Raw genomic sequence first — 24,776 nt, 5'->3', positions numbered from 1 at the left:
ATCGCGGAGACTGCCTCCTACCGGCTGTCCCCGGATGAGCAGTTCCTCTACGAGGAGGTCACCGAGTACGTCCGCAACGGGATGAACCTCGCCGACCGGCTGGAGGGCAAGCGGAAGAACACGGTCGGCTTCGCGCTCACCGTGCTCCAGCGTCGGCTCGCGTCGAGCCCGGAGGCGATCTTTCAGTCGCTGCGTCGCCGCACCGACCGGCTGGAGCGCACCCGCGCCGACCTGCTCGACGGCATCCTCGACGCCCCGCCGCGGGAAGCCCCGGCATCTCCAGGCCAACGCGGGGGAGTTCCCGAAGGAGGCACGCGACCCGCAGTACGGGCGGCGCATACAGCAGACCTACCCGCTGCATCCCGAGTTGTTCGACCGGCTCTACGAGGACTGGTCTTCGCTGGAGCGGTTCCAGCGCACCCGCGGCGTGCTGCGGCTGATGAACGCCGTCATCCATGCGCTGTGGGTCGGCGAAGACCAGGGACCGCTCATCCTGCCCGGCTCGATCCCGCTGTCGGTCGCCTCGGTGAACGCGGAGCTGACGCAGTACCTCCAGGACTCGTGGAAGGCCGTCATCGACGCCGACGTGGACGGGACGAATTCCGAGCCCGCCCGCATCGACAGCGACAAGCCCGTGCTCGGGCAACGGTCGGTGACCAAGCGCCTGGCCCGCACCGTGTTCTTCGGCGCGGCACCGACGATCGGCACCGCGCACAAGGGCATCGACACTCAGCGGGTGTTCATCGGCGCGGCGGTGCCGGGCGATGTCGTCGGCAACTTCCACTCCGCGCTCACCCAACTCGGCGACCGTACCACCTACTACTACTCGTCGGCGGGCAAGCATTGGTATGACACCCAGGCGAACATCACCCGCCGTGCGAAGGACGCTGCCGATGCACTGCACCCCGAGGATGTGTGGGCCGAGATCGTGAAGCGGCTGCGCGGCGAGGAGCGCGTGCGCTCGGACTTCGCGGGCGTCCACGTCGGCCCGAACGACTCCGGCGACATCCCCGACACCGACCAGGCCAGGCTCGTCATCCTGCACCCGAAGTTCCCGCACCGGCGCAAGAAGGGGGACTCGCCTGCGCACGACTTCGCGCGGGCCGCGACCGAGCGGCGCGGCACCGCGAACCGCGCCAATCGCAACATGGTGGTGTTCCTCGCGCCCGACGAGGAGCGCCTGGCCGAACTCGACCAGGCTGCGCGCTCGTATCTGGCGTGGAAGGAGATCGCTGAGAAGGCGAACGAGCTGAACCTCACGCCGCAGCAGCTCGCGCAGGCCACCGACAAGCGCGACCAGTTCGGCCGCACGGTCGACGACCGGCTCGCGTTGACCTATCAGTGGGTGCTCAACCCGGTAGCGCCCGACCCCGGTTCGCCGTTCGAGCTGGAGGAGGTCAAGGCCGACGGGCAGGCGGGCTCACTCGCCGAGCGCGTCGCCAAGAAGCTCGGCAGTGCGGGCGCGTACTCCACCCAGCATGCGGCGCGTTCGATCCGGCTCGCGCTCGACACGAAGGTGCCCGCCGCTTGGTCGGCGGGACACATCGCGGTCGGCGACCTGTGGAGCCTGTACGCGCAGTACCCGTACATGCCGCGCCTGCGCTCCCGCGAAGTACTAGTCGACGCCATCGACAACCAGCCGCTGCTCTGGCAGAGCGAGAGCTTCGCCCTCGCCGACCGCTACGACGACGCCACCGACCGCTACAACGGACTCTGGCTGCCCGGCGACACCGGGCGCGCACCCGTGACCGACGCGACGCTGATCGTCAAGCCCACGCCGGCCGAAGCGCAGCGCGCCGAGGAAGTGGCGGCAGCTGCGACCAGCGCGCCCGAGTCAGGGGCGGATGCACAGCCGACGGGCGCGGCCGCGGCATCGGCTGCGCCGGGGGGTGCGACGACGGCCGCGCCAGCACCCGCGAGGAGGCCCGCGGCGACGCGGTACGTCGGCAGCGCGCCGATCAGCGCGGAACGCTACTCCGCGGACTTCGCCAAGATCGCCACCGAGGTGCTGACCAACCTCGCCGCGTCCGGCGCGAAGCTCACAATCTCGCTCTCCATCGACGCCATCCACCCCGACGGCTTCACCGAGCAGCAGCTCCGCACCATCCGAGAGAACGCCACCACCCTGAAGTTCACCACCAACGAGTTCGAGGCGGAATAGCGCGCGAGGTCAGCTCACTTGCTCGTCGGCGGGCTCGGTCGTCCGTGCGCCGGAGAACAGGCGCTGCCGCTCGGACTCGATGACCTCGCGCACGAGTTCGGCCTCAGACACGTCGAACGCTTCCGGGGCGGCTTCCGCGGTGTCGCTGATCGCCGCGAAGTCGGCGAACAGCTCTCGCTTCCTGGCGAGGATCTGCACGATGCGCACGTCGACGCCTTCCTCGGAGAGCAGTCGATGCACCTGCACGGACTGCAACTGGCCCATCCGGCGGGCGCGGGCGATGGCCTGCCACTCGGTCGTCGGCTTGAGCTGCGGCTCACAGATCACCACCACAGAGGCAGCCTGGATGTTCAGGCCGACACCTCCGGCGACGATCTGCGAGACGAGCACCGCCCCTGCCTCGGCAGAGGTGAAGTCGTCCACCATCGACTGACGCTTCGCAGCAGGGACGGCTCCGGTGAGCGGCCCGAAGACCACGCCGGGCAGCGCTGCGGTGACTTCATCCAGGACGCTCAGGTAGTTGGAGAACACGATGACCTTGCGGCCGTTGTCCTCCGCCTCCTCGACGATCTCGATGAGACGCTGGAGCTTCTCAGAGTCGCTGCCCTGGAGCAACGCGGCCTGGCGCATCGCCTGGAAGTTGCCCGCCATCACCGCATCCCGGTAGGCGATTGCGTCGGCGCGGGAGAGTGGCAGCCATTCCTCGACCTCGACCAGCGCGGGAAGCTCGGTCAGCACGTCCTCTTGGTTTCGCCGCAGGTACACGGGAGCGACCTGCTGCCGGAAGAGTCGCGGCCGTAGGTCACTGGCGTCGACCACGAGATCCGGGCGGATATAGTCGACGAGCGTGCGGAACTCCTCGACCCGGTTCTCCAACGGAGTGCCGCTGAGCAGCACCGCACGGTCAGCGCGGTCGATCACGCGGGCGCTGCGCTGAGCGCGGAGCGCACCGGGGTTCTTGATGTAGTGCGCCTCGTCGAGCACGACGCAGGCCAGTTCCTCCACGCTCCCGAGGTGGGGCTCCAACCAGCCCAGCGACTCGTAGGTCGTCACGGCGACACCGCCCTGACGACGCCAGCCCCGAAGTGCGGCGTCTCGGCCAGGCCCGTGCAGTCGGTAAGCGTTCAGCGCGGATTTCGCGTGCACCTCTCGAACCCAGTTCGTGACGACCGCCGCCGGGCAGATCACCAGCGAATGGTGCGAGCCCTTCGCGCGGAGGTGAGCGAGGACGGCGAGCGCCTCGATGGTTTTCCCGAGCCCCATCTCGTCGCCGATGATGACCTTGCGCTGTACGAGCGCGAACCGAGCCGCGAAGCCCTGATACCCGCGCAAGGAGACGGAAAGATGCTCCGTCTCCAGCTCGAACTCACGGACGGCGGCGACGACTTCCTCGGGCAGCCCGCCGAGCACCGCGTCCTCGTCCTCGGTGAGGAAACCCAGCTCCTGCAGCATGGCGAAGTAGTCGGCCGGCCTGGCGAGGAAGTCCTGCCAGGGGTCGGCGGGAGCCGAGCCTGCTGCGGTGCCTGAGATGCTCTGTGCGCGCAGCACGACGGCCTCGATGGCAGCGATGAACTCGTCCGTGCTGCCGCCGAAGACGGCGAGCTGGGCCACTCGCGGATCGAGCGTCCGCGCCAGCGGGGTGAGTGCCTCAGCTCGTGCGAGGTCGCGGGTGGCGTTCTTCGTCCGTCGGGTCGCGTCCCAGGTGGCAAGGTGCCGAACGAGGTCAATCGTCTGAGGCGAGGGTGCGGCAATGTCGATCCGTACCGGCATCTCCTCGTAACTCGTCTGCCAGAGGGTCTGGGCGGCTCCGCGAATCCGGTGCGCGGACGTCGCGCCGATTCCCTGGATCGAGGCGAGACGGTTCGCGTAGGTGAACACGTCCTGAATCGTGACGATGCCCGCATCCGCGAGCGGGCTGATGCGGATGCGCTCGCGGGTCGCGTCCTTCAGCCGTTCCACCGGCATCTCGGCGATGACCTTCTGCGCCTCGGCCTTCCTCAGAGCGACACCCGCATCGACAACCTGCTGTCGGTAGCGCGACTCCTTATCGAGCGCATCCTGGATCGTCTTGATCGCCGCAGGGAGGCTGGCGACCGCTGCGCCCGGCACGAGCTGGCCGACGCCCAGCGACGAGAGCCGCGGAGCGAACCCCACGGACGGGACGAGCGCGTGAACGACATCGACGGGCTGTGCCGGACGTGCGCGATCATCGAAGCGGGTCAGCGTCGCAGCAACACCCGACGCAGCACCCCACCGCTGGTAGTCGAGCAGGTAGCGAGCTGCGCGTTCGCCCGCTTCGCGCGACTGACCACCACTGAACAGCTTGCGGAGTCCGAAGTTGGACCTCGCATCGTTCAGCGCCTTCGGCACCTCGTTCATGAGCTGACCGAGCCAGGTCGCCTCGCCTGCCCGGATCTCCGGCAGCGAGACGGATCGGGTCAGGATGCCGAGTTGTCCACTATCGGCATCCCGTAGTGGCAACACCGCCAAGCGACTCCCACTTCGGATCGCCACGTCGACCATGCGCGCGCGAAGCACGCCGAAGGCGGCATCGGCCTCAGCAGCGACCCGAGTGCGATGCGCGACGATTGCCGTGGCGTGCTTCGACCACGCGGTGACCTCTTCGATCACCGGGCGCAGTTGTTGCGCCTCATCGCGGCTCAGTGGCATGTGTACTGTCGTTCCTCTCGGGCACACTCACGCTATCGGCAGCCGCCGATGTCGCGGGTTCGCCGTATCGTGGCGAGCACGCCGCAACCGGGCGCAGCGAGAGGACGAGCGTGGCAGAGGGACTGACCAGCAAGCAGGAGATCGTCGAAATCAACATCTTCGACAGCCTCCGAGCCTCGATTCGTAACGCGATCCTCGCGGAGCTGTCGGAGAAGCCCGAGCACAAGATCATCTCGCTATCGATCACCTCCTACAGCGAGTTCGCCACGAGCTACCGCGCTCTTGTCGTCATCGAGTACCTGTAGATCGCTGTGGGCAAGCGCGCGGACAGCGACGAACACTACGTCCTCGACCTTTGCGACGAGGTGATCGGAACTCGCGGCCAGCGCCAGGCGACGTTCCCGTGGCTCATCGGAGACGTGTCGCCGACGACCGGACGGACTCGCAGGCTCCCCATCGATGGATACTGGCCGCCCCTGAATCTCGTGGTCGAGTTCCAGGAGAAGCAGCACACCGAGGCCGTGCCGCTGTTCGACCGACGCGCGACCGTCTCCGGGGTGCCTCGCGGCGAGCAGCGCCGACTCTACGACCAGCGGAAGGTGGAGATCCTGCCGCAGCACGGCATCCGCGTTGTTGTCATCCACAAGTCGGAGTTCACGACGAAGGCCGACAAGATCGTCCGCGACCACGAACGCGACATCGCGGTCGTCCGCGCCCGCCTCGTCTGACCGTCAAAGCCCTCCAGAGACCAGTACACGTCTTGCACATCGAGGTCGATCGCGCCTGACGGCGGGCTCGGCGGCTCACCTCTCTGACGAGAGAGGCGGTGTCGGGTGTCGGTTTCGATGCGGGTCATGGGCGCGGGGGACGGCTACAAGTACCTGCTGCGCTCCGTGGCGTCGGCTGACGGCGAGCGGGCGCTCTCGACGCCGCTGACCCGGTACTACGCCGAGCAGGGCACGCCGCCGGGCCGCTGGATGGGCGGCGGGCTCGCGGCGCTCGGGGAGGGTGAGATTCACGAGGGCGCGCCGGTCTCGGAGGCGCAGCTCCAGCTTCTGCTGGGGATGGGGCGCGATCCTGTGACGGGCGATCCGCTGGGGAGGGCGTATCCGGTGTTCCCGAGCGTCGAGGATCGGATCGCGGCGCGCATCTCGCGGCTCGATCCGGCGTTGGGCGCGGATGAGCGGGCCGAGGCTGTTGTGGTGATCGAGGCGGAGGAGTCGACGCGCATCTCGCGGCGGGCAGTCGCCGGGTACGACTTCACCTTCTCGCTGCCGAAGTCCGCCTCGGTGCTGTGGGCGGTTGCGGACGCAACGACGCAGGCACGGATCGCGGAGGCGCACCATGCGGCGGTTGCGGAGGTGGTTGCGTTCATGGAGCGTGAGCTTGCCGCGACGCGCTCCGGCGCAAAGTCCCGCGGGGGAGCTGTTGCGCAGGTTGAGGTAATCGGGTTCATCGCTACCGCGTTCGATCACTTTGACTCGCGGGCGGGCGATCCGCAGTTGCACACGCATGTCGTGGTGAGCAACAAAGTGCGCACCCTGTTCGACGGCAAGTGGCGGTCGCTGGATGGCCAGCCTCTGCACGCGGCGACCGTGGCGCTGAGCGAGCTGCACACCGCGGTGTTCGCCGACCACCTGACCCGCGCGCTCGGCGTCGGGTGGGAGCGGCGCGACCGGGGCGCGGATCGCAACCCGGTGTGGGCGGTCGCCACGGTGCCCGAGGAGCTGGTCGCCGAGTTCTCGTCCCGGTCGCGGCACATCGACATCGAGAAGGACAGGCTGATCGCCGAGTACGAGCGAGCGCACGGGCACGCGCCGTCACGGGAGACGATCATCCGGCTGCGGCAGCAGGCGACGCTGGCAACCCGGCCCGACAAGGAAGTCCGCCCGCTCGCCGACCTCGCCCAGGAGTGGCGCACCCGCGCGAGCCGACTGCTGGGCCGGGACGCAACCGAATGGGCGCGAGAAGCCGTCGCGGTCGAGCCCGCGAAGCTGCTGCGCGCGGAGGACGTTCCACTGGAGCAGATCGCCAGGCTCGGCGCCTCGGCGGTCGCCGCGGTTGCCGAGAAGCGCACGACGTGGAGCCACTGGAACCTGTACGCGGAGGCAGCACGGCAGACGATGGGCTGGCGCTTCGCCGCCACCGAGGACCGCGAGGCGATCACGGGGGTGATCGCCGACGCCGCGGAGCAGGCGTCCATTCGGCTCACCCCGCCTGAGCTGGCCTCCAGTCCCGCTGCGTTCCGGCGCGCGGACTGGACGAGCGTGTTCCGGCCTCGCAACGCCGCCCGATACAGCGGTGCCGCGGTGCTCGCTGCTGAGGATCGGCTGCTTGCACGCTCCCGCGAGCAGGTTGCACCGCGCCTGGCCGACGCAACCATCGCGCACGCGCTGCAACCCCGCCGTGGGCGCGCGCTCGGCGACGACCAGCGCGCGGCACTCGCAGCGATTGCGTCGTCAGGCCGGATGCTCGACCTGCTCGTCGGCCCCGCGGGGGCGGGCAAGACCACCGCGCTGCGCGCGTTGCGTCGCGCATGGGAGGCCGAGCACGGGCACGGCTCGGTCGTCGGCCTGGCACCATCCGCGGTCGCGGCCGAAGTGCTGGCCGGTGACCTCGGCATCCCGACAGAGAACACCGCGAAGTGGTGGCAGACCTACCGCGACCACGGCACCGGGTTCACCGCTGGGCAGCTCGTGATCGTGGACGAGGCATCCCTCGCCGGGACGCTCGCGCTCGACCGGCTCGTGCGCGTCGCGGCAGACGCCGGAGCCAAGGTGCTGCTCGCGGGCGACCCCGCGCAACTCCAGTCCGTCGACGCCGGGGGAGCGTTCGGGCTGCTCATCGCCCACCGCGACGACGTGCCCGAGCTGACCGACGTGCGCCGCATCGCCGCAGCCTGGGAGAAGGATGCCACCCTCGACCTGCGCCACGGATGCATCGAAGCCATCGACACCTACCAGGCCCACGGGCGCATCCGCGCGGGAGAAGCCGCGCGCATGGCGGACGCCGCCTACCAGGCATGGCAGCGCGACCAGGCCGCGGGGCTGGCAAGCATCCTCATCGCCGAGTCCAGCGCGATGGTCACCACGCTCAACCAGCGCGCCCGCGCCGAGCTAATCCTCGCCGGAGCTGTCGCCGCCCGCGCCGAGACGCGCCTGCACGACGGCACCGAGGCATCCGTCGGCGATACCGTCATCACCCGCCGCAACGACCGCTCGCTGCGTGTCGGGCGCGGATGGGTGCGCAACGGTAGCCGGTGGACGATCATCAAGGTTGGTGACGATGGATCGCTGCGGGTTCGCCCGGCCGGACGGCGCTGGGGTGCCACGCTCCGACTCCCGTCCGAGTACGTCGCCGAGCACGTCGAACTCGGTTACGCGGTCACCGCGTACCGCGCGCAAGGCGTCACCGTCGACACCGGCCACACGCTCGTCGAGCCCGGCGCGACCCGCGAGAACTTCTACGTCGCCATGACCCGCGGCATCCACAGCAACACCGCCTACGTCTCCCTGAACCGACCTGACGACGAGCACATCCACCCGCCGACCGAAGGCACCGCCGCGATAGCGGCGCGCAGGGTGCTCGCGGGCGTACTCGCCCACGTCGGCGCGGAACTCTCGGCCCACCAGACCATCACCGCCGAGCAGGACACCTGGGGATCGGTCGCGCAGCTCGCCGCCGAGTACGAGACCATCGCGGCCGCTGCACAGCAGCCCCGCTGGGAGGCGGCCATCCGCGCGACCCGGCTTACCCAGGCGGAAGCCGACGCCGCACTCGCGTCGACCGCGTTCGGGGTGCTGGTTGCCGAGCTGCGCCGCGCCGAGGCCGACGGGTACGACGCGCAACGCCTCCTCGGTGCGCTCGTCGCTTCACGGCCATTTGATGACGCGGGCGACATCTCCGCGGTGCTCCACGAGCGGGTGATACGAGCCCTGGCTCGCGCGAACGGAGCCGGGCGCGTTCGCCAGCCCGCCACGCCCATCGCAGGACTCATCACCCCCGCACTCGGCCCGATGGGTGACGACGAGCGCACGGCGCTCCGGGAGCGCGCCGCACTCATCGAACAGCGCGCCGACGCACTCGTCACGGAGGCTATCGGGTCGTCGGCGGCGTGGATCGTGGAACTCGGCACCGAGCCCGCCGAACCGCAGCCTGCCGAGCTCTGGCGGCGCGAGGCGCGCACCGTCGCCGCGTACCGCGACACCTACGGCATCAGCGAGACCAGCACGCTGGGACTCATCGGCGACGACGCCCGGCAACGCGCACACGCTGCACGAGCGCGCGCCGCGATCCACCGCGCGCGGCTGCTCGCGGCACGCGCAGCAGAACCGGAGCCGGGATCGTATGTGCCAGAGCGCTCTACGCCCCGCTTGGGCATGTAGCGGCACGGATGCACGTCGTCCCGTGTCCTCCACGTAGGTGCTTTGGTGGCCACGCCTACGCACTGAGTTGCCCGTGATGTCCGGGCCCCCGAGTACGTTCGAAGCGTGCCTCTACTGATCTTCCGCCGTGCAAAGAGACCGCCTGCGCCCGACCCCGATCCTGATCACGCGTGGAAACTGCTGAGCCTTGTCAACGAGTGGATCCGTCACTCGGACGCCAAGGCAGGGGTAACTCTCGCTTTCGTTGGTGTTCTCGGCACGATGCTGTTCAACCTCGTCAGGGAGTTCACGCAGCGCTCTCTCATCTTCGATGTGATTGTCGTCGCTGCGTGCGCGCTCTCGGTGCTGACCGCGGCGCTCTGCGGCTGGACTCTGACTCCGCGCGTCAACGACAAGGACGCTGCCCCCGAAGCAATCAATCGCGTCTTCTTCGCAAGCATCGCCCGACATTTCAAAGGCGACCGTCCCGGCTACACGGAAGTGCTGGGCACGCTAACAGCGGATCCGCGCGAACTCGTCCGGGATCTCGCTGATCAGGTCCACGCGAACGCAAAGATCGCGACGCTCAAGGCGAAGTACGTGAAATGGGCGATCCGGTCGGCCCTAGCGGCTGGCGCGTGCGTCGCGGCGGTCGCAATCATCGTCGGGATTGAAAGCATCTGAGGACGGGAACATGGACGGCAACTACAAGGCGTACAGCTACACGAGCAGTTCCGATCGGATCAAGGCGATCCTGGATCAGCCCGCAGGAAGCTTCGAGGAGGTCGACGGGCTGCCCGACCGGGACAAGCTCACGTTCACGAACGGGTTCTATGGAATGTGCTCGGCGGTCTTCATCGACATCCGAGACTCTTCTGGGCTCACCGCCAAGCACAAGCGTCCGATTCTCGCAAAGATATATCGCGCGTTCATCTCTGAGATGGTGGCGGTGCTGAACTCCGATCTGTACGTCCGGGAAGTGAATATCGTTGGGGACTGCGTCTGGGCTGTGTACAAGACCACGCAGAAGACGCACATTGACGATGTGTTTGGCATTGCCTATCAGGCGAACACACTCATCAAGCTCCTCAACCACCACTACGCGAAGAAGGGGATCGACCCCCTGAAGATCGGCATCGGCGTCGACTACGGCCGAGTGCTCATGATCAAGGCGGGATTCAGTGGCAGCGGAATCAATGATGTCGTCTACATGGGCGACGTCGTCAACCGCGCCGCTCACCTGGCACACGAAGCAGGCAGAGGGTGGGCCGATCCGATCTTCGTAGGCGGCGTCTTCGAGCAGAATCTCAACGACCACAACAAGGCACTGTTGACTTCTCGATATGTGAACGGCCTCGGGACGGTCCACACTGGCAACGTCGTGAGCACTCCGATGAACGATTGGGTCGATACCCTCAGCTGACGGTTTCCGAGCTGATGAGGTTCGGCCGCCGCTCGTCCAGGTCGTTGTCCTCCTCCCAGAGTGACTTGGCGCGGAACCTTCCGTGTGTCCGAGGTCGGGCGTACCCTGGGTGTCGAGGTAGTAGCCACGATTTCTAGGTCGCTTGCGACGGTCCCCTCGGGACGCTCACCACATGATCTACCTCCTCGGCGGAGCTACGCACCCTCTCAGGAGACGGACATCATGTTCCGACTGCTCTGGAATCTCAGCATCCGAGTTCGGCTGTTCCTGTGGACGTACATGCCGACGAACATCCTGCTCAACGCGCTGCGGACGCGCCGCGGACTGAAGTGGGGTGTGCCCGCCATGCTGATCGCCGTGCCGTATCTGCTCGGCGCGTGGCTGCTGACCGTCTGGATCGCCGATGGCGGGCCGGGGTGGCTGAACCTGCTCGTGCTGCTGTTCATCTGGAACGCACTGAAGTTCCTCGTCAACGGCCCGATCACTCTGATCGCCCTGATCCGGGCACGCATCGCCGAGCGGCGTGACCGGCTACTCACCGAGCGTCAGTCGGCGGGATACACGACCGGCAGCGACATCTCCGTGCTGACCGCGTCGCTCCGCTGATCTGATAATAGCTTCTGAAGCTCCCGCGGCTCGTTCGGTCAGAGACCGGCCGCTACGAGCGCCGTCAGGAGAGCAGCACCCATTGCGACTCGGTCCTCGGTGTCGACGAGTTCGCCGTCAAGGTCGACCTGCGCGACTGGAAGGTGCGTGTCCGATGTTGCACCATGTTGGGCGCAGATGTCTCGGAACCGTCGCGACAGAGCCGCATCGGCGGGCGGAGCCAGTTCGAATCCATCGGGAACGATGCGAATACCAGCGCCGCTGGCCGAGAGAACGAGCCACCGTGGTTGGAACTCGTACCCCGAGAACCACAGAGTCTCGATACCCGACGCGAGCCCGCTGACTCGATACATCGCCCAGAGATAGGGGTCTCGGTATCGTCCGCTCCCGCTGAGGTCAGGGGTGCGCAACATGCACATGGAGTGTCTCCACTGCCCAGTTTCCTGCAGGTACTCGCCGTAGTAGACGCCCGTCTCGCCCTCCCGCATCTCCGGGTAGGTGGCGAGATACGCGCGCCAGGTGAAGCGTCGCGTTGACCGGGCCTGCTCGACGAACTCATCGGTGACTCGCTGCAACGAGTGACCGACGCTGCCACCACCGTCCGCCGCGACGTCGTCGAGCAGGGAGGCGAGTGCGGCTCGGAGTGCCTGGTTCCGACCGCGTCCTCGATTGGAGAAGACGCCACGCCACCGCGCGCTCTGCTTCGGGTCTCCGGTTCCCAGCTGAACGGCTCTTCCCGCCGTGCGGGGATATCCGTAGTCGCCCTTCGCCAAGAGCGCGCCGGTCAAGATCGGCCAGTGCTGCGGCGCGACGACATCGGGAAACACAGTCGCGTGGCGCTGGAGCGACTCTGGGTCGAGGTCGAACGCGAAGATCCTGCCGCGAAGAAGTGGATGGTCTTCGAGGGAATGCACTGAGTGTTCGAGCTCTGGGTGGGTTTCGATCAGCGCGATCTTGTCGAGTTCGTCTTGCACGCGGTCGGGGTTGAAGCCGCGGGTCGTTGCGAGGTCGCCGTCGCGAATGAGTTGCTCGACGCTCGGGATGAGGTCACCCATCCGTTCGAGGCGCACTTCGTCGTCGGCGCCATCGACGAGATTGCGAAGGATTCGGAGTCGAGCCGCGATTTCCTCGGTCGCATACTGCCGATGGATGAGCACGGCGAAGAGCATGAGCGTCTCCGCCAGCGAGAAGAGCCGCCGGTTTCCAGTTCGCTTTCCGTACAGCTCGAGACAGCCTTCGAACAGGTTGAGATTCGTGGTGTCGAGCGGCACACGCCCGGTCTGTGATGCGGCGCTGCTGCGGGCGAGGTCGACGAAGTGCTCCTCAAATGCTGCGCGCACGTCGTCGACGCCTACCCAGGTGTCGAAGGCATGAGTCAAGAAGGCGATGTGACTCGCTGCGTTCGGGTTGCCGACGTCGAAGGCGCGTTCCGCCCGCTCCAGCAGGGTGCCCTCAGGGACCACGTTGTCGCGCCACTCGCTGATCTCGATGATGAACTCGAGGTACCGGAGGAACTCGTCGTCGATGAGGTGGTCTCCGCCGTGGAAGCTCCAGAGCACGTCGCTCCACACACCGTCGAGTTTGTGGATGATCGCGTCGAAGTCGTCCTTGGGCAGAGTCTCGTGAAAGAGCTTCTCCAGTCTCGCCTTGAAGTTCTCGAAGTCCGTGAGCGGCTTTCCCCGCGAGTTCATCTTGATGTACAGCTCTTCGCCGGAAGGCATGTCGTCGATGGGAAGAAGGTAGAAGGACACCGCTGGTGCCGACTCGTCCATGAGTCGCTCCCATGCGGAATCGAGATCGATGTTCTCCGCGATGATTCGCTCGTGGACCGCGTCGAGCATGTTCAACATCGATTGGATTGTCGGGTCGTGCCGCCAGGCATGGAGATACCACGCTTGATCCGTGATCCACGTCTTTGGCGTGGAGAAGTCATCGCCGGGGGAGTGCTCGGGCTTGACGAGCTCGCGGCAGAAGAGTTCGGCGCTTGCACGAGTCGCGTACTCGAACCGGAGGACCGCCGCGGCCTCGTGGAGTCGATCAGTTCGCGCAGCGATGTACCAGTGAATGAGGAACAGGGTTGTGAGGCGTTGCTGTCCGTCGAGGGGTCGCAGCGTTCCGTCGCCAATCTCCCCGTACACGAAGTCGAGATCGACAGTCTCGTCGCCTACGAGCGCTTCAATGAGGACGCCGAGGAAGTCTGCGCGGATGCTGTTGACACCGCGTTCGTCTCGGCCCTGCGCGTAGTCGCGCTGGATGAGCGGGATCTCGACACGCTTGATGGTGTCCGCGCCGGTCTCACCGGGCTGGAACATGCGGGCGAATGAGGTCTTGGTGCCGCGCATCTCGGTCACGCTGCGACCTCCGACGTCTGCAGGTACGGGGCGACGGCTTCGAGGATCGCCTTCAGATAGCTCTCGCGGTCGGCGGCTCCCCAGAAGTGAATCTGCTGGTCGTCGGCATCGGTGTAGTACTTGAGGAACACGTTGCGGGTGCACGGCGGAATGTATGAGCCGGCTTTGTCCCGGGCGAGAATCTCCCGACGCTTGACCTCGAACGTCGAGTTGCTGAGGGCGCTGTTGTCGCCACTTGCCAGCAAGGCCAGGTTCGCCAGCGAGTGCACGTTTTCTCCCCGGCGAGTCGATTCGCCCGTGAGGGCATCCTCGACGGCGGCCTTCACCGCGTCGAAGCGGACGCCGACTCCATGAACCTGCTGCTCCGCGATCATCCCGAGCACGTCGTCGATCTCGGAGAGGAGTTCGGCGCGGACCGCGCTCTCGAGCGTCGGCAGGTCCTCCACGACATCGCGCTGTAGCAGGAGCCACTCGCGCCAGATCTTCTCGTCGCGCCGGAGTTCCTTGGCGTTCTGCGCGTGGATGTGCTCCAGCGACCAGGAGCCGCGTGAGTGGGCGTTGAACGAATACCGGGCAGTGTCGTCCTTGCGGGCGCGAACTGTCTCCACGTTCATCAGCAGCAAGACCTCGTTACATTTCGCGCTCCTAGTGTCGTAATCCAGTGCGCCGAGGTCCTCCTCCGTCAGGTCGAGCACATCACGGATTCGGCCGTCGAGGGCCTCATGCAACTGCGGTTTGGTGAGGCCGTCGGCCATATTCACGAGCTGGCCGAAGGTGTCGCTTCCGACCTGGATCAGGAATCCGACCTTGTGGAAGATTTGGCGGTCGTCGTGCCAGCCGAGGATCAGTGAATGGAGCCTGACGACTCGGTCCCAGAATGCCTGCGCATCTGCGGTGATTTCGTTCCTCAGCGTTTCGAACGTGTAGTAGCGAGGGCGGTGCCGACCGGAAGGCCTCCCGCCGATCTGATCGGCGAGAGTGTCGAGGACGAGCCCGATGTGGGTTGCCTCGTGCTCGTGTCGGCCTGTGATGAACGACCACACCTCCGGCGCGCGAAGTTCCCGCTCGAACTGGTCCCACTGCGCGGCGATCTGCTCGCTCTTGTCTGAGTATCCAGGACGCGCACGGCTGTTTGCCAACACGAGCGCCTTGACGAGTTCGGCGTCAGTCAACGGGATCCGCCCGACGTTCAGTCGGGTGAACAGGGTGATGGAATCGAGATCTTGCGATGCCTCATACCAGATCACTTTGACCGAGTCGAAGAGGTAGCCGTAGAACTTGTTGGCGACGTGCTGAGTGCGATGCTCCCACGCCTCGAACCATGTGCGGATTCGTTCATACGCTCCGAAGATGTGGTGGAAGTCGATGTTCTCGTCCTTGTGGTCGGCCATCGGTGACCGTAGGAACTCTTGGCTGCCGGGGCGTGTCTCGTACTCGATCGAGTAGCCAGCGCCGGCGCTCTGCAGCCCCTGATCCCGCATGTACTGGAAGATCAGGTACAGAGTGGTGAACCGCTGCTGGCCGTCGATGAGTTCCCACCGACCGTCGGCCATCTGTTTTACGACCACGGGCTGGAGGTAGTACGGCTCGCCGTTGCTCTCCCAGATGTCTGCGAGGAGACGGTCGACCTCGTCAGGACCCCAGCGGTAACCCCGCTGGTAGCCGGGAACGAAGAAGGCTCCGGTGACGTCACCGACTGCTCGCGGTTCAAGAATCGCATCCACTCGTCCACGCTAGTGGAGCGTGACGTCCCTCTGAGTGGTGGAGTTTCTCAACACCGTGCGGGATCAGCTTGTGGCGATTATGCCGCGTTCAGTTCCGGGATCGCCACCTCCTCTTCTTTCATGTCGAGGAGCTTCATGGAGTGCTCGCTGAAATAGCGGCGGTCGGCGCCGTCCCATTCGTCGTGCTGCTCGATCAACACGTGCCCGGCCAGGCGCAGCAGCGCGGCCGGGTTGGGGAAGGTGCCCACGACGTTGGTGCGGCGTTTGATCTCTTTGTTGACCCGCTCCAGCGGGTTGGTCGACCAGATCTGTCGCCAATGCGCAGGCGGGAACTCGGTGAACGCGAGTAGGTCGTCGCGGGCGTGCTCGAGCATGTCAGCGACTTTCGGGTGGGAGCGTGCGAGCATCCGCACGACCTCCTCGAACTGGGTGCTCACGTGCTCAGCGTCGGGTTGGGCAAAGATGGTGCGGATGATCGAGGCGACCATGGGGCCGGCAGCCTTCTGCACGTTCGCCAGGACGTTGCGCATGAAGTGAACCCTGCATCGCTGCCAGCTGGAGCCCTGGAAGACGGTCTGAATCGCGGCGATCAGGCCGGTGTGAGCGTCAGAGATGACCAGCTTCACCCCGCCCAAACCGCGGGCCTTCAAAGAGCGCAGGAACGTGGTCCAGAACGGCTGCGACTCGGTGTCTCCCACCTCGAAGCCAAGCACCTCCCTGCGCCCGTCCGCGGCGACGCCGACCGCGACGACCACGGCTTGGGAGACCACCCGCCGGCCGACGCGGGCTTTGCAATAGGTCGCGTCGAGAAACACGTATGGGTAGGTCTGATCTGCCAGTGGGCGGTCCCGGAACGCTGCGACGTCCTCGTCGAGGTTGCCGCAGATCCGTGAGACCTCTGATTTCGAGATGCCGGTGTCGGCCCCGAGCGCTTTCACTAAGTCGTCGACCTTGCGAGTGGAGACGCCGTGGACGTAGGCCTCCATCACGACCGCGAACAGTGCCTGATCGACCCGGCGGCGACGCTCCAACAGTGACGGGAAGAACGACCCCTGCCGCAGCTTCGGAACCCGCAACTGAAGCTCACCCGCGGTCGTGGTCAGGGCGCGTGGCCGTACCCCGTTGCGTTGGGCGACACGATCCGGTGTGCGTTGGAATGGGGCGGCGCCGATGAACGCGGCAGCTTCCGCGTCGATCAGCTCCTGGTAGAGCGTCTCGGTCGCGATACGGATTCGGTCGGTGACGTCGGTGAGTTTCAGTTCCCCGAGCAACTCCAGGAGGGCAGACTGGTCAAGAGCCATCGTGCGTGTGTGTCCTTTCGTGAGATTCCTAGACAGTTCTCACTGACCATCGCACGATGGCTCACCACGTCGACCATGCGACGCTCCTCAGCCGAGAATTACACCACCCCAGGGGACGTCACCCTAGTGGAGCCCCCCGACGCTCCGTCGCCCAGCTCGCCGACGAGAGGGGAGGCACTTGTGCGCGCCACCCGACCTTTGACCACCTGGGTCTTCGAAGGGTCGAAGGGTCTGGCTGAAGTAGCTCGTGCGCCGCTGTCCGAAAACCTGTCCGTTTACTCCCCGTAGCCGTCCGCAAACGTCCAGAGATAGACTGAGCCCCAGACGGCATCTGCCGCCTGGGGCTCAGTGAATTGCTGGTCTCAAGAACCGGAAGTGTGGCTCTGAGGGCCTCCCGGAATCAGACCCCGAAGTACAGCTCGTACTCGTAGGGGTGCGGGCGCTGTGCCATCGGCAGGATCTCGTGGTCGTACTTGTACTGGATCCAGGTCTGGATGAGCTCCTCGGTGAACACGCCGCCCTCGAGCAGGAAGGCGTGATCGGCGCGCAGCGCCTCCAGGGAGTCCAGCAGGGAGTTCGGCACCTGCGGGATGTTCGCGGCCTCCTCCGGCGGGAGCTCGTACAGGTCCTTGTCGATGGGCTCCAGCGGCTCGATGCGGTTCTTGATGCCGTCCAGGCCCGCCATCAGCTGCGCGGCGAAGCCCAGGTACGGGTTGCCGGAGGCATCCGGCACGCGGAACTCGATGCGCTTGGCCTTGGGGTTGGAGCCGGTCAGCGGGATGCGGATGGCGGCCGAGCGGTTGCCGGCCGAGTAGGCCAGGTTGACAGGCGCCTCGAAGTGCTTCACCAGGCGGTGGTAGCTGTTCAGCGTGGGGTTCGTGAACGCCAGGACGGCGTCGGCGTGCTTGAGCAGGCCGCCGATGTACCAGCGTGCGATGTCGCTGAGCTGGCCGTAGCCGGCCTCGTCGAAGAACAGCGGCTTGCCGTCGAGCCACAGCGACTGGTGGGTGTGCATGCCCGAGCCGTTGTCGCCGAACAGCGGCTTCGGCATGAACGTGACCGTCTTGCCCCAGTCCTCCGCGGTGTTCTTGACGATGTACTTGAACTTCAGCACGTCATCGGCCGCGCGGACCATGGTGTCGAAGCGGTAGTTGATCTCCGCCTGGCCGCCGGTGCCCACCTCGTGGTGCGCGCGCTCCAGGATCAGACCTGCGGCGCCCAGCCGCAGGCACATGTCGTCGCGGATGTCGGCCTGCTTGTCGACAGGCGCCACGGGGAAGTAGCCGCCCTTGAACGGCGTCTTGTTGCCGAGGTTGCCGCCCTCCTCCTTGCGGCCGGAGTTCCACGCGGCCTCCTCGGAGTCCACGGAGTAGAAGCTGTGCCGGCCGTTGACCTCGTAGCGCACATCGTCGAAGATGTAGAACTCGGCCTCGGGGGCGAAGAACGCGGTGTCGGCGATGCCGGTGGAGGCCAGGTACTTCTCGGCCTTCTTGGCGACCTGGCGCGGGTCCTTCGAATAGATCTCGCCGGTGCGCGGGTTGTAGATGTCGAAGAGCATGATGAGCGTCTTCTCGATGCGGAACGGGTCGACGTACGCGGTCGTCACATCGGGGATCAGCTGCATGTCGGACTCGTGGATCGACGCGAACCCGCGGATCGAGGAGCCGTCGAACAGCTGCCCGTCGCGGAAGAAGTCCTCATCGACCGTCGAGGCGGGGATGTTGAAGTGCTGCTGCACCCCCGGAAGATCGGTGAAACGGATGTCGAGGAACTTGACGTCGTTCTCCTCGATGAAGCGAAGGACCTCTGCGGGCTCTGTGAACATGGACGACTCCTGTATCGGCTCTCGGTTGGATCAACCTTACGCAGGTTATGCAGTGGGAGTTTCCCAGCCGTGTCGCTCGTGTTTCGGGCATGTTACGCATGCTCGATAGGCTGGGAGGGTGAACGACTACCCCGGGGAACGCCTCGGTCTGCCCGCCACAGGGCCTCGCAGCATCGCCCGCCCCGGTCGCCGGATCGGCGCGCTGCTCATCGATTACCTGGCCGCCACGATCATCGCCATCGGCTTCTTCGGCTACGACCAGTTCGCGCTGCCCTCCGAGGCCGGCTGGCGTCAGTTCGCGCCGATGATGGTGTTCGCCGTGCTGCAGATCGTCTTCATCCCCACCGCCGGCGGCAGCCCGGGGCATCGGATGCTGGGAATGCGCGTCGTGCGCTTCGGCGGCGGCTGGGTGGGCCTCTGGCGCCCCATCGTGCGCACTCTGCTGCTGATCGTCGTGATCCCCGCCGTGATCTGGGATGCCGATCAGCGCGGCCTGCATGACAAGGCCGCAGGCACCGTGCTCATCCGGGCCTGACGCTTCGACGCTTCGACAGGCTCAGCGACCCCGTCGGGCCTGAGTCAGCTCCGCCCGCGGTTGCGGCGGCGGGCCTCCCTGGGCGCGCGGCCGCCGAGGAACGACTTCGCCGGGTCCACGATGAAGCCTCGGCGCAGCACCTGCCTGCCGATCAGCATCCGGAAGCCCATCTCGTCGCGGTTGGTCAGCGTGACCTCGCCGTGCACGTCCTGGCCCACCAGCCGCATCCGCAGCATGACCACGAGACGGTCCTCGGCGTGCCCCGACGAGCTGCGCACCGCGCGGCGGTCGTGCACCGGGCACTCGTGCGTCACGGCATCCGCCTGGCTCTCCTGCCACGGCCGCACCGCGAAACGCACCCAGTCCTCGCCGTCGCGGCGGAACTCCTCGATGTCGAAGGCGTGCAGCGACGAGGTGCGGGCGCCCGTGTCGATCTTGGCCTTGATCCAGTCCACGCCGAGCTCGGGCAGCGACACCCACTCGCGCCACCCCGTGGACGTGTTTGAATGAGAGGACCGAGTCACCCCTACATCCTGGCAGGAAACATCTGTGAAGATCGCCGTTCTCTCGCGGGCACCGCAGTCGTACTCCACGCAGCGTCTGCGGGCAGCAGCGCAGCAGCGCGGGCACAACGTCAAAGTGCTCAACACGCTGCGCTTCGCGATCGACCTGACCGCCGACGCGCCTGACCTGTTCTTCCGCGGCAAGCAACTCAGCGACTACGACGCGATCCTGCCGCGCATCGGCAACTCGATCACGTACTTCGGCACGGCGGTCGTGCGCCAGTTCGAGCAGATGGAGGTGTACACGCCCAACACGGCGGCAGGCATCTCCAACGCGCGCGACAAGCTGCGCGCCAACCAGATCCTGTCTCGGCACAACATCGCGATGCCGCCCACGGCGTTCGTGCGCAACCGCGCCGACGTGCGCCCCGCCATCGAGCGGGTCGGCGGTGCCCCGGTGGTCATCAAGCTGCTCGAGGGCACGCAGGGCATCGGCGTGATCCTCGCGCCGCAGGTGAAGGTGGCCGAGGCCATCATCGAGACCCTGCACTCCACGAAGCAGAACGTGCTGATCCAGAAGTTCATCGCGGAGAGCCGGGGGCGCGACATCCGCGCGCTGGTGGTCGGCGACCGTGTCGTGGCCGCCATGCGCCGTGTCGCGGACGGAGACGAGTTCCGCTCGAACGTGCACCGCGGCGGGCGCGTGGAGCCGGTGGCCATCGACCCGATCTACGAGCAGACAGCCGTGCGCTCCGCCCAGATCATGGGGCTGCGCGTGGCGGGCGTGGACATGCTGGAGAGCGACGACGGCCCGCTGGTGATGGAGGTCAACTCCTCGCCGGGCCTGCAGGGCATCGAGGCGGCCACCAAGCTCGACGTGGCAGGCGCCATCATCGACTACATCGCCGGCCAGGTGGCGTTCCCCGACATCGACGTGCGCCAGCGCCTGAGCGTCTCCACCGGCTACGGCGTGGCCGAGCTGATGGTCCACACGGGAGCCGAGCAGGTCGGCCAGAAGCTCGGCGACCTGGGCCTGTGGGACCGCGACATCACGGTGCTCACGCTGCACCGCGGCACCAGCGTCATCCCCAACCCGCGCAAGCACGTGGTCCTGGAGGCGGAGGACCGCCTGCTGTGCTTCGGCAGGCTCGACGAGATGCGCACCATGATCCCGGAGAAGCGCCGGCGCCGCCCGCGCGTGCGCAGGCTGCCGAAGGCGCCGCTGGGGGAGTGAACGAGAACGGCTCCCGTCTGAGGACGGGAGCCGTTTCGCACGGCGGATGCCACAGATCAGCGCGGACGCTGCGCGCGCACCTTCGTCGGGTCGATGCCCTTCGGGATCGGCAACGACGACAGCGACTGCGAGACGGAGTCGAGACGACGGATCACGGCGCCCATGGTGGCCTTGTCGATGGCCTTCGGCACCTTCTTGATGGCCTTCGCGAGCTCGGAGATCTGCACTTCGTCCTCGCCGTGACCGACGTAGAACACGGTCACGGGCACGCCGTTCGCCACGCGCTGCGCCTTCTGGCGCTCCTCGTTCACCAGGCGGGTCAGCCGGCCCCTGCTGCCCTCTCCGACCACGACGATGCCGCCGCGGCCCACGGCACGGTAGACGGCCTCCTGGGTCTTCGGGTTGATGCCGACAGGAGTGTCCGAGGACTGCCAGCTGCGGCCCAGGCTCGTGCTCATCACGTGGCCGCTGGCACCCGGCATCCCGTCGATCTTGGCGTACATGGCCTTGGTGGACAGGCGCGTCATGAGGAACATGGCGCCGAGCACGCCGAACATCAGACCGGTGACGCCCCACAGGATCAGCGAGAGGACGGCGCCGTCGCCGCCCAGCAGGAACCCGACGATGAGACCGATCAGCACGCCGCCGACGAGGATGGCCGCCTGCGCCCACGGGAGCCACCCGTACACCTCACGGGTGAACCGGAAGAGTGAACGGATCTGGGAGAAGAAATTGGGACGCTTCTCCGGAGCGGATGCCTTTTTTGCCATGCCCACCAGCCTACCGAAGCCTGACGGGCACATTCTCCCTGCACAATCTGCGAATCGCAACGAGTTGTCCACCACCGCTGTTATTCCGCCCGTGCGCGGGTGGCGGATGCGCTGTCATGGTGGACATGGTCGAGACGAGGGAACTGGTCCCCGGTGCGCATCGCGCCGTGCGGAGACTGGATGGGACGGAGTCGCCGTTCATCGGCGCCCTGGTGACAGACGGCGAGCGCCAGCGGGTGAGCATGGACGCGGGGACGCTGGATCCCGCGCTGTGGGAGTTCGCCGGCGCCGAGCACATCGCGGGCGTGCGTGATCTGCTGGCGGGTGCAGCAGGTCAGCACGCGCTGCTGCCGTGGTGCGTGGAGCCGGTCGACGTGTTCCTCGCGCGGCGCACCGCGGCGGGGAGCGCACTGGTGCCGGGGGAGATCGTCACCCTCGTCGGCAGCCTGCTGAGAGGCGTGGTCGAGGCGGGCGGTCACCCGGTCACCGGCCGCTGGTGGCTGGACGATCGTGCTCGTCCGCTGTTCGCGCCCGGTGAGGGGGCATCGTGCACGGCGTCCGCTGCCGCGCTGGTCGAGTCGGTGCGGGCGGGCTGCGGCGATCGTGCCCTGGAGCGCGTGCTGGGGCGCATCGAGGCAGGACTGGCGGATCACCGTGCGGTGACGCAGGCGATCGGGGAGTGGGAGGGCGAGCTCACGGAGTTGGCGGCGCCTCGGGCTCTGGAGCGCGAAGTGCATGCCCCGGAGCGGGTGCGAGACATCCCCGTGCATCACGCTGTGCTGGCGCGCGACCTCGGAGCAGGTGAGGAGAGCCCCGGGCTGTGGGAGCGCGCGCGGGAGCGCTGCACGGTGCTGGCGGACTGGGGGCGCGATCGTGTTCCGAGGCGACTGCTGCGAGGCACCCGGCATCCGGCGGGCGGGAGCGGGACGGCGCAGGACCATGCCGCACGTCCGCAGCGCAGGCGGATGCTGCTGATCGGCGTCGGGACGGCCGCGCTGGTGCTGACGGGCGGGATGCTGTGGCCGAGCGCGGAGGAGGAACCGGCGGGTCCCCACGCGGTCGCCGCCGAGCGCACCGCTTCACCCGCCGCGACCGCGACTGCGGTGCCGACGGCCGAGACGCCTGCGGTCGAGACTTCCGCTGTGCCGGAGGAACCGGAATCCGACGGGAGTGAACTGGCGCGCGAGGCGTCGCGACTGCTGTCGGTCGTCGACGGGTGCCGCAAGCACGAGGATGCCGCGTGTGCGGCTGCCGTGGTCGACGGCGCAGGAGCGGCCGTGCTGGAGCGGCTGGGGGCTGACGCCGTGGAGCGTGCGACCTCGCTCATCGAGGATTACGGCGATGTGGCGGTCATCCGCGTGGCGCGAACCGCGTCGCAGGGCGAGCAGATGCTGGTGATGGTGCAGGGGAAAGACGGATGGCTGGTCCGCGACGTGTATGACGTCGCCGACCAGCCATCCGGTGAGGGCTGAGCGGACTCAGGCTCCGAGGACTGCTGCGAAGTCCGCGGCCTCCAGGCGGTTCTTGATCGCCCCGAGGAAGCGGGCTGCGTCCGCACCGTCGATGATGCGGTGGTCGTACGAGATGGCGAGCCACACGTACGAGCGGACCGAGATCGCGTCGACGCCGTCGACGGTCACCACGCCCGGGCGCTTGAACACGACACCGGTGCCGAGGATCGCGGACTGCGGCAGGAACACCAGCGGCGTGTCGAACATCGCGCCGCGTGAGCCGGTGTTGGTCACCGTGAAGGTGCCGCCGGCCAGCTCATCGGGCTTCAGCTTGTTGTCGCGGGTGCGGGCGGCGAGATCGGCGATGTCGTGCGCGATCTGCGCGATGTTCTTCGACGCCGCATCGCGCACGACCGGCGTGAGCAGGCCGCGCTCGGTGTCCACCGCGATCGAGATGTTCTCCGTGGCCGGGTAGACGATGCTGTCGCCGTCGACCGTCGAGTTGATGATCGGGTAGGCCTGCAGCGCCTCGGCGGCCGCCAGCGTGAAGAACGGCAGGAAGGAGAGCTTGTCGCCCGTCTTCTGCAGGAACTCGTCCTTCTTCGCGGAGCGGTAGGCGGCCAGGGCCGTCACGTCCACCTCGACGAAGGTCGTCAGCTGAGCGGTCTGCTGCATCGACGCCACGGCGCGCTCGGCGACGACCTTGCGCAGACGCGACATCTTCTGCGTCGTGCCGCGCAGCGGCGAGACCTCGAGCGGAGCAGCGGCCGGTGCGGCTGCGGGAGCGGAAGGAGCCTGTGCCTTGGCCTCGGCGGCCTTCAGCACATCCTCCTTGCGGATGCGTCCGCCGACGCCGCTGCCCTTGACCGTGGCCAGGTCGATGCCCTGCTGGGAGGCCAGGCGGCGCACCAGCGGGGTGACGTACAGCGAGTCGGATGCCTCGGCGGCCGGAGCCGCGGGGGCGGGTGCAGGTGCGGCCGGAGCCGGGGCAGCAGCCGGTGCGGCTGCGGCAGGAGCAGCGGGTGCCTCAGCAGCGGCAGGAGCCGGAGCGGCAGCAGGAGCCGGAGCGGCAGCAGGAGCCGGAGCGGCAGCAGGAGCCGGCTCGGGAGCTGCGGGGGCAGCAGGCGCGGGAGCGGCAGGAGCCTCGGCGGCCGGAGCCGCTGCCGCCGGAGCACCGGAGCCGATGCGGGCGAGCACGGCGCCGACGGCGACCGTCTCGTCCTCGCCGGCCAGGATCTCCAGCAGGGTGCCCGCGGCGGGCGACGGGATCTCGGTGTCGACCTTGTCGGTCGAGATCTCCAGCAGGGCCTCGTCGACGGCCACGTCGTCGCCCACGGCCTTCAGCCAGCGGGTGACGGTGCCCTCGGTGACGCTCTCGCCGAGCTCGGGGAGGGTGACATCCGTGGCGTCGCCGGAGGCTGCGGGAGCAGCGGCCGGTGCGGCGGCAGCGGGGGCCGGCTCCGCGGGGGCAGCAGGGGCCGCCTCGGGTGCAGGCGCGGCCTCAGGTGCGGGAGCGGCCTCGGCGGCCGGCTCTGCGGCGGCCGGCGCGTCGGCGGCCGCAGCCGCCCCGCTGCCGTCGCCGATGCGGGCCAGCAGCGCGCCGACCTCGACGGTCTCGTCCTCGGCCACGAGGATCTCCTCGATGACGCCGCTGACGGGGGAGGGGATCTCGGTGTCGACCTTGTCGGTCGAGATCTCGAGCAGGCCCTCATCCGCCTGCACTGTTTCGCCGACCTGTTTCAGCCAGCGGGTGACCGTACCCTCGGTGACACTCTCCCCGAGTGCGGGAAGGACCACGGGTGTGCTCATGACGGAGTCTCCTTCAGAAATCTGTGACGCCCCAAGCTTAGTGACCCGG

Annotated in this window: 18 protein-coding genes; 10 read left to right on the top strand and 8 right to left on the bottom strand. The window is 67.4% G+C overall.

Annotated features, from left to right (window positions below):
• The first annotated feature begins 367 nt into the window (after positions 1-367).
• Positions 368-2,161, top strand: a complete 1,794-nt coding sequence (locus tag Q0568_RS08220) for a hypothetical protein (RefSeq protein WP_298865161.1) — start codon at positions 368-370, stop codon at positions 2,159-2,161.
• Between the two features lie 9 nt (positions 2,162-2,170).
• Here Q0568_RS08220 and Q0568_RS08215 read toward each other — a convergent pair whose 3' ends face one another.
• Positions 2,171-4,831 (bottom strand): DEAD/DEAH box helicase, encoded by a 2,661-nt coding sequence (locus tag Q0568_RS08215; RefSeq protein WP_298865158.1) that lies wholly within the window; start codon positions 4,829-4,831, stop codon positions 2,171-2,173.
• 110 nt (positions 4,832-4,941) lie between these two features.
• Between Q0568_RS08215 and Q0568_RS08210 the strand changes: the two genes are divergently transcribed.
• From Q0568_RS08210 to Q0568_RS08185, 6 genes are all read left to right on the top strand, one after another.
• Positions 4,942-5,136, top strand: coding sequence for a hypothetical protein (locus Q0568_RS08210; RefSeq protein ID WP_298865151.1), 195 nt, complete (start codon positions 4,942-4,944; stop codon positions 5,134-5,136).
• Positions 5,137-5,196: 60 nt separating this feature from the next.
• The gene (locus tag Q0568_RS08205; RefSeq protein ID WP_298865149.1) at positions 5,197-5,559 is read left to right on the top strand and encodes a hypothetical protein; all 363 of its coding nucleotides are present in this window, start codon (positions 5,197-5,199) and stop codon (positions 5,557-5,559) included.
• A 117-nt stretch (positions 5,560-5,676) separates the two neighbouring features.
• A complete protein-coding gene (gene mobF / locus Q0568_RS08200) occupies positions 5,677-9,216 on the top strand; it encodes a MobF family relaxase (RefSeq protein WP_298865282.1) in 3,540 nt (1,179 codons plus the stop codon).
• A 105-nt stretch (positions 9,217-9,321) separates the two neighbouring features.
• Positions 9,322-9,879, top strand: coding sequence for a Pycsar system effector family protein (locus Q0568_RS08195; RefSeq protein ID WP_100810668.1), 558 nt, complete (start codon positions 9,322-9,324; stop codon positions 9,877-9,879).
• A gap of 10 nt (positions 9,880-9,889) precedes the next feature.
• Positions 9,890-10,618: an adenylate/guanylate cyclase domain-containing protein gene (locus Q0568_RS08190; protein WP_036285135.1), complete on the top strand. Its 729-nt coding sequence runs from the start codon at positions 9,890-9,892 to the stop codon at positions 10,616-10,618.
• A 222-nt stretch (positions 10,619-10,840) separates the two neighbouring features.
• Positions 10,841-11,224, top strand: a complete 384-nt coding sequence (locus Q0568_RS08185; RefSeq protein ID WP_298865131.1) for a sulfate permease — start codon at positions 10,841-10,843, stop codon at positions 11,222-11,224.
• A gap of 38 nt (positions 11,225-11,262) precedes the next feature.
• Here the strand turns inward: Q0568_RS08185 and Q0568_RS08180 are convergent, their stop codons facing one another.
• The 4 genes from Q0568_RS08180 to glnA form a co-directional block, all read right to left on the bottom strand.
• Positions 11,263-13,566 (bottom strand): DUF262 domain-containing protein, encoded by a 2,304-nt coding sequence (locus Q0568_RS08180; protein ID WP_298865279.1) that lies wholly within the window; start codon positions 13,564-13,566, stop codon positions 11,263-11,265.
• A gap of 5 nt (positions 13,567-13,571) precedes the next feature.
• The gene (locus Q0568_RS08175) at positions 13,572-15,299 is read right to left on the bottom strand and encodes a DUF262 domain-containing protein (protein WP_298865128.1); all 1,728 of its coding nucleotides are present in this window, start codon (positions 15,297-15,299) and stop codon (positions 13,572-13,574) included.
• 77 nt (positions 15,300-15,376) lie between these two features.
• Positions 15,377-16,600 carry an IS256 family transposase gene (locus tag Q0568_RS08170; protein ID WP_298865126.1) on the bottom strand — a complete coding sequence of 408 codons (1,224 nt, stop codon included), beginning with the start codon at positions 16,598-16,600 and terminating at the stop codon, positions 15,377-15,379.
• A gap of 400 nt (positions 16,601-17,000) precedes the next feature.
• On the bottom strand, positions 17,001-18,425 hold the full coding sequence (glnA, locus tag Q0568_RS08165) for a type I glutamate--ammonia ligase (protein WP_298865123.1): 1,425 nt from the start codon (positions 18,423-18,425) through the stop codon (positions 17,001-17,003).
• Between the two features lie 118 nt (positions 18,426-18,543).
• On the opposite strand from glnA, the gene Q0568_RS08160 reads away from it, so the two are divergent.
• Positions 18,544-18,960: an RDD family protein gene (locus tag Q0568_RS08160; RefSeq protein ID WP_298865120.1), complete on the top strand. Its 417-nt coding sequence runs from the start codon at positions 18,544-18,546 to the stop codon at positions 18,958-18,960.
• Between the two features lie 44 nt (positions 18,961-19,004).
• On the opposite strand, the gene Q0568_RS08155 is transcribed toward Q0568_RS08160, so the two are convergent.
• Positions 19,005-19,484: an ATP-dependent zinc protease gene (locus tag Q0568_RS08155; protein ID WP_298865118.1), complete on the bottom strand. Its 480-nt coding sequence runs from the start codon at positions 19,482-19,484 to the stop codon at positions 19,005-19,007.
• A 25-nt stretch (positions 19,485-19,509) separates the two neighbouring features.
• On the opposite strand from Q0568_RS08155, the gene Q0568_RS08150 reads away from it, so the two are divergent.
• Complete coding sequence (locus tag Q0568_RS08150) at positions 19,510-20,697, top strand: RimK family alpha-L-glutamate ligase (RefSeq protein ID WP_298865115.1); 1,188 nt, start codon at positions 19,510-19,512, stop codon at positions 20,695-20,697.
• A 56-nt stretch (positions 20,698-20,753) separates the two neighbouring features.
• Here Q0568_RS08150 and Q0568_RS08145 read toward each other — a convergent pair whose 3' ends face one another.
• Positions 20,754-21,467 (bottom strand): DUF4191 family protein, encoded by a 714-nt coding sequence (locus Q0568_RS08145; protein WP_298865113.1) that lies wholly within the window; start codon positions 21,465-21,467, stop codon positions 20,754-20,756.
• A 116-nt stretch (positions 21,468-21,583) separates the two neighbouring features.
• Here Q0568_RS08145 and Q0568_RS08140 point away from each other — a divergent pair, with 116 nt between their 5' ends.
• Entirely contained in the window at positions 21,584-22,939 is a 1,356-nt protein-coding gene (locus tag Q0568_RS08140) for a hypothetical protein (protein ID WP_298865110.1), read from the top strand.
• Between the two features lie 6 nt (positions 22,940-22,945).
• Here Q0568_RS08140 and sucB read toward each other — a convergent pair whose 3' ends face one another.
• The gene (gene sucB, locus Q0568_RS08135) at positions 22,946-24,727 is read right to left on the bottom strand and encodes a 2-oxoglutarate dehydrogenase, E2 component, dihydrolipoamide succinyltransferase (RefSeq protein WP_298865106.1); all 1,782 of its coding nucleotides are present in this window, start codon (positions 24,725-24,727) and stop codon (positions 22,946-22,948) included.
• Positions 24,728-24,776: the final 49 nt, after the last annotated feature.

Source organism: uncultured Microbacterium sp. (assembly GCF_937927635.1).
Classification (GTDB): Bacteria; Actinomycetota; Actinomycetes; order Actinomycetales; family Microbacteriaceae; genus Microbacterium.
The sequence above is the reverse complement of the archived record's forward strand: the minus strand, read 5'-3'. Positions and strand labels throughout refer to the sequence as shown.

What these genes read in the sequence shown, in the direction of transcription:
- Q0568_RS08215 (WP_298865158.1), bottom strand. Translation starts at nt 4,831, where the DNA reads ATGCCACTGAGCCGCGATGAGGCGCAACAACTGCGCCCGGTGATCGAA.
- mobF (WP_298865282.1), top strand. Translation starts at nt 5,677, where the DNA reads ATGCGGGTCATGGGCGCGGGGGACGGCTACAAGTACCTGCTGCGCTCC.
- Q0568_RS08190 (WP_036285135.1), top strand. Translation starts at nt 9,890, where the DNA reads ATGGACGGCAACTACAAGGCGTACAGCTACACGAGCAGTTCCGATCGG.
- Q0568_RS08185 (WP_298865131.1), top strand. Translation starts at nt 10,841, where the DNA reads ATGTTCCGACTGCTCTGGAATCTCAGCATCCGAGTTCGGCTGTTCCTG.
- Q0568_RS08180 (WP_298865279.1), bottom strand. Translation starts at nt 13,566, where the DNA reads ATGCGCGGCACCAAGACCTCATTCGCCCGCATGTTCCAGCCCGGTGAG.
- Q0568_RS08170 (WP_298865126.1), bottom strand. Translation starts at nt 16,600, where the DNA reads ATGGCTCTTGACCAGTCTGCCCTCCTGGAGTTGCTCGGGGAACTGAAA.
- glnA (WP_298865123.1), bottom strand. Translation starts at nt 18,425, where the DNA reads ATGTTCACAGAGCCCGCAGAGGTCCTTCGCTTCATCGAGGAGAACGAC.
- Q0568_RS08145 (WP_298865113.1), bottom strand. Translation starts at nt 21,467, where the DNA reads ATGGCAAAAAAGGCATCCGCTCCGGAGAAGCGTCCCAATTTCTTCTCC.
- Q0568_RS08140 (WP_298865110.1), top strand. Translation starts at nt 21,584, where the DNA reads ATGGTGGACATGGTCGAGACGAGGGAACTGGTCCCCGGTGCGCATCGC.
- sucB (WP_298865106.1), bottom strand. Translation starts at nt 24,727, where the DNA reads ATGAGCACACCCGTGGTCCTTCCCGCACTCGGGGAGAGTGTCACCGAG.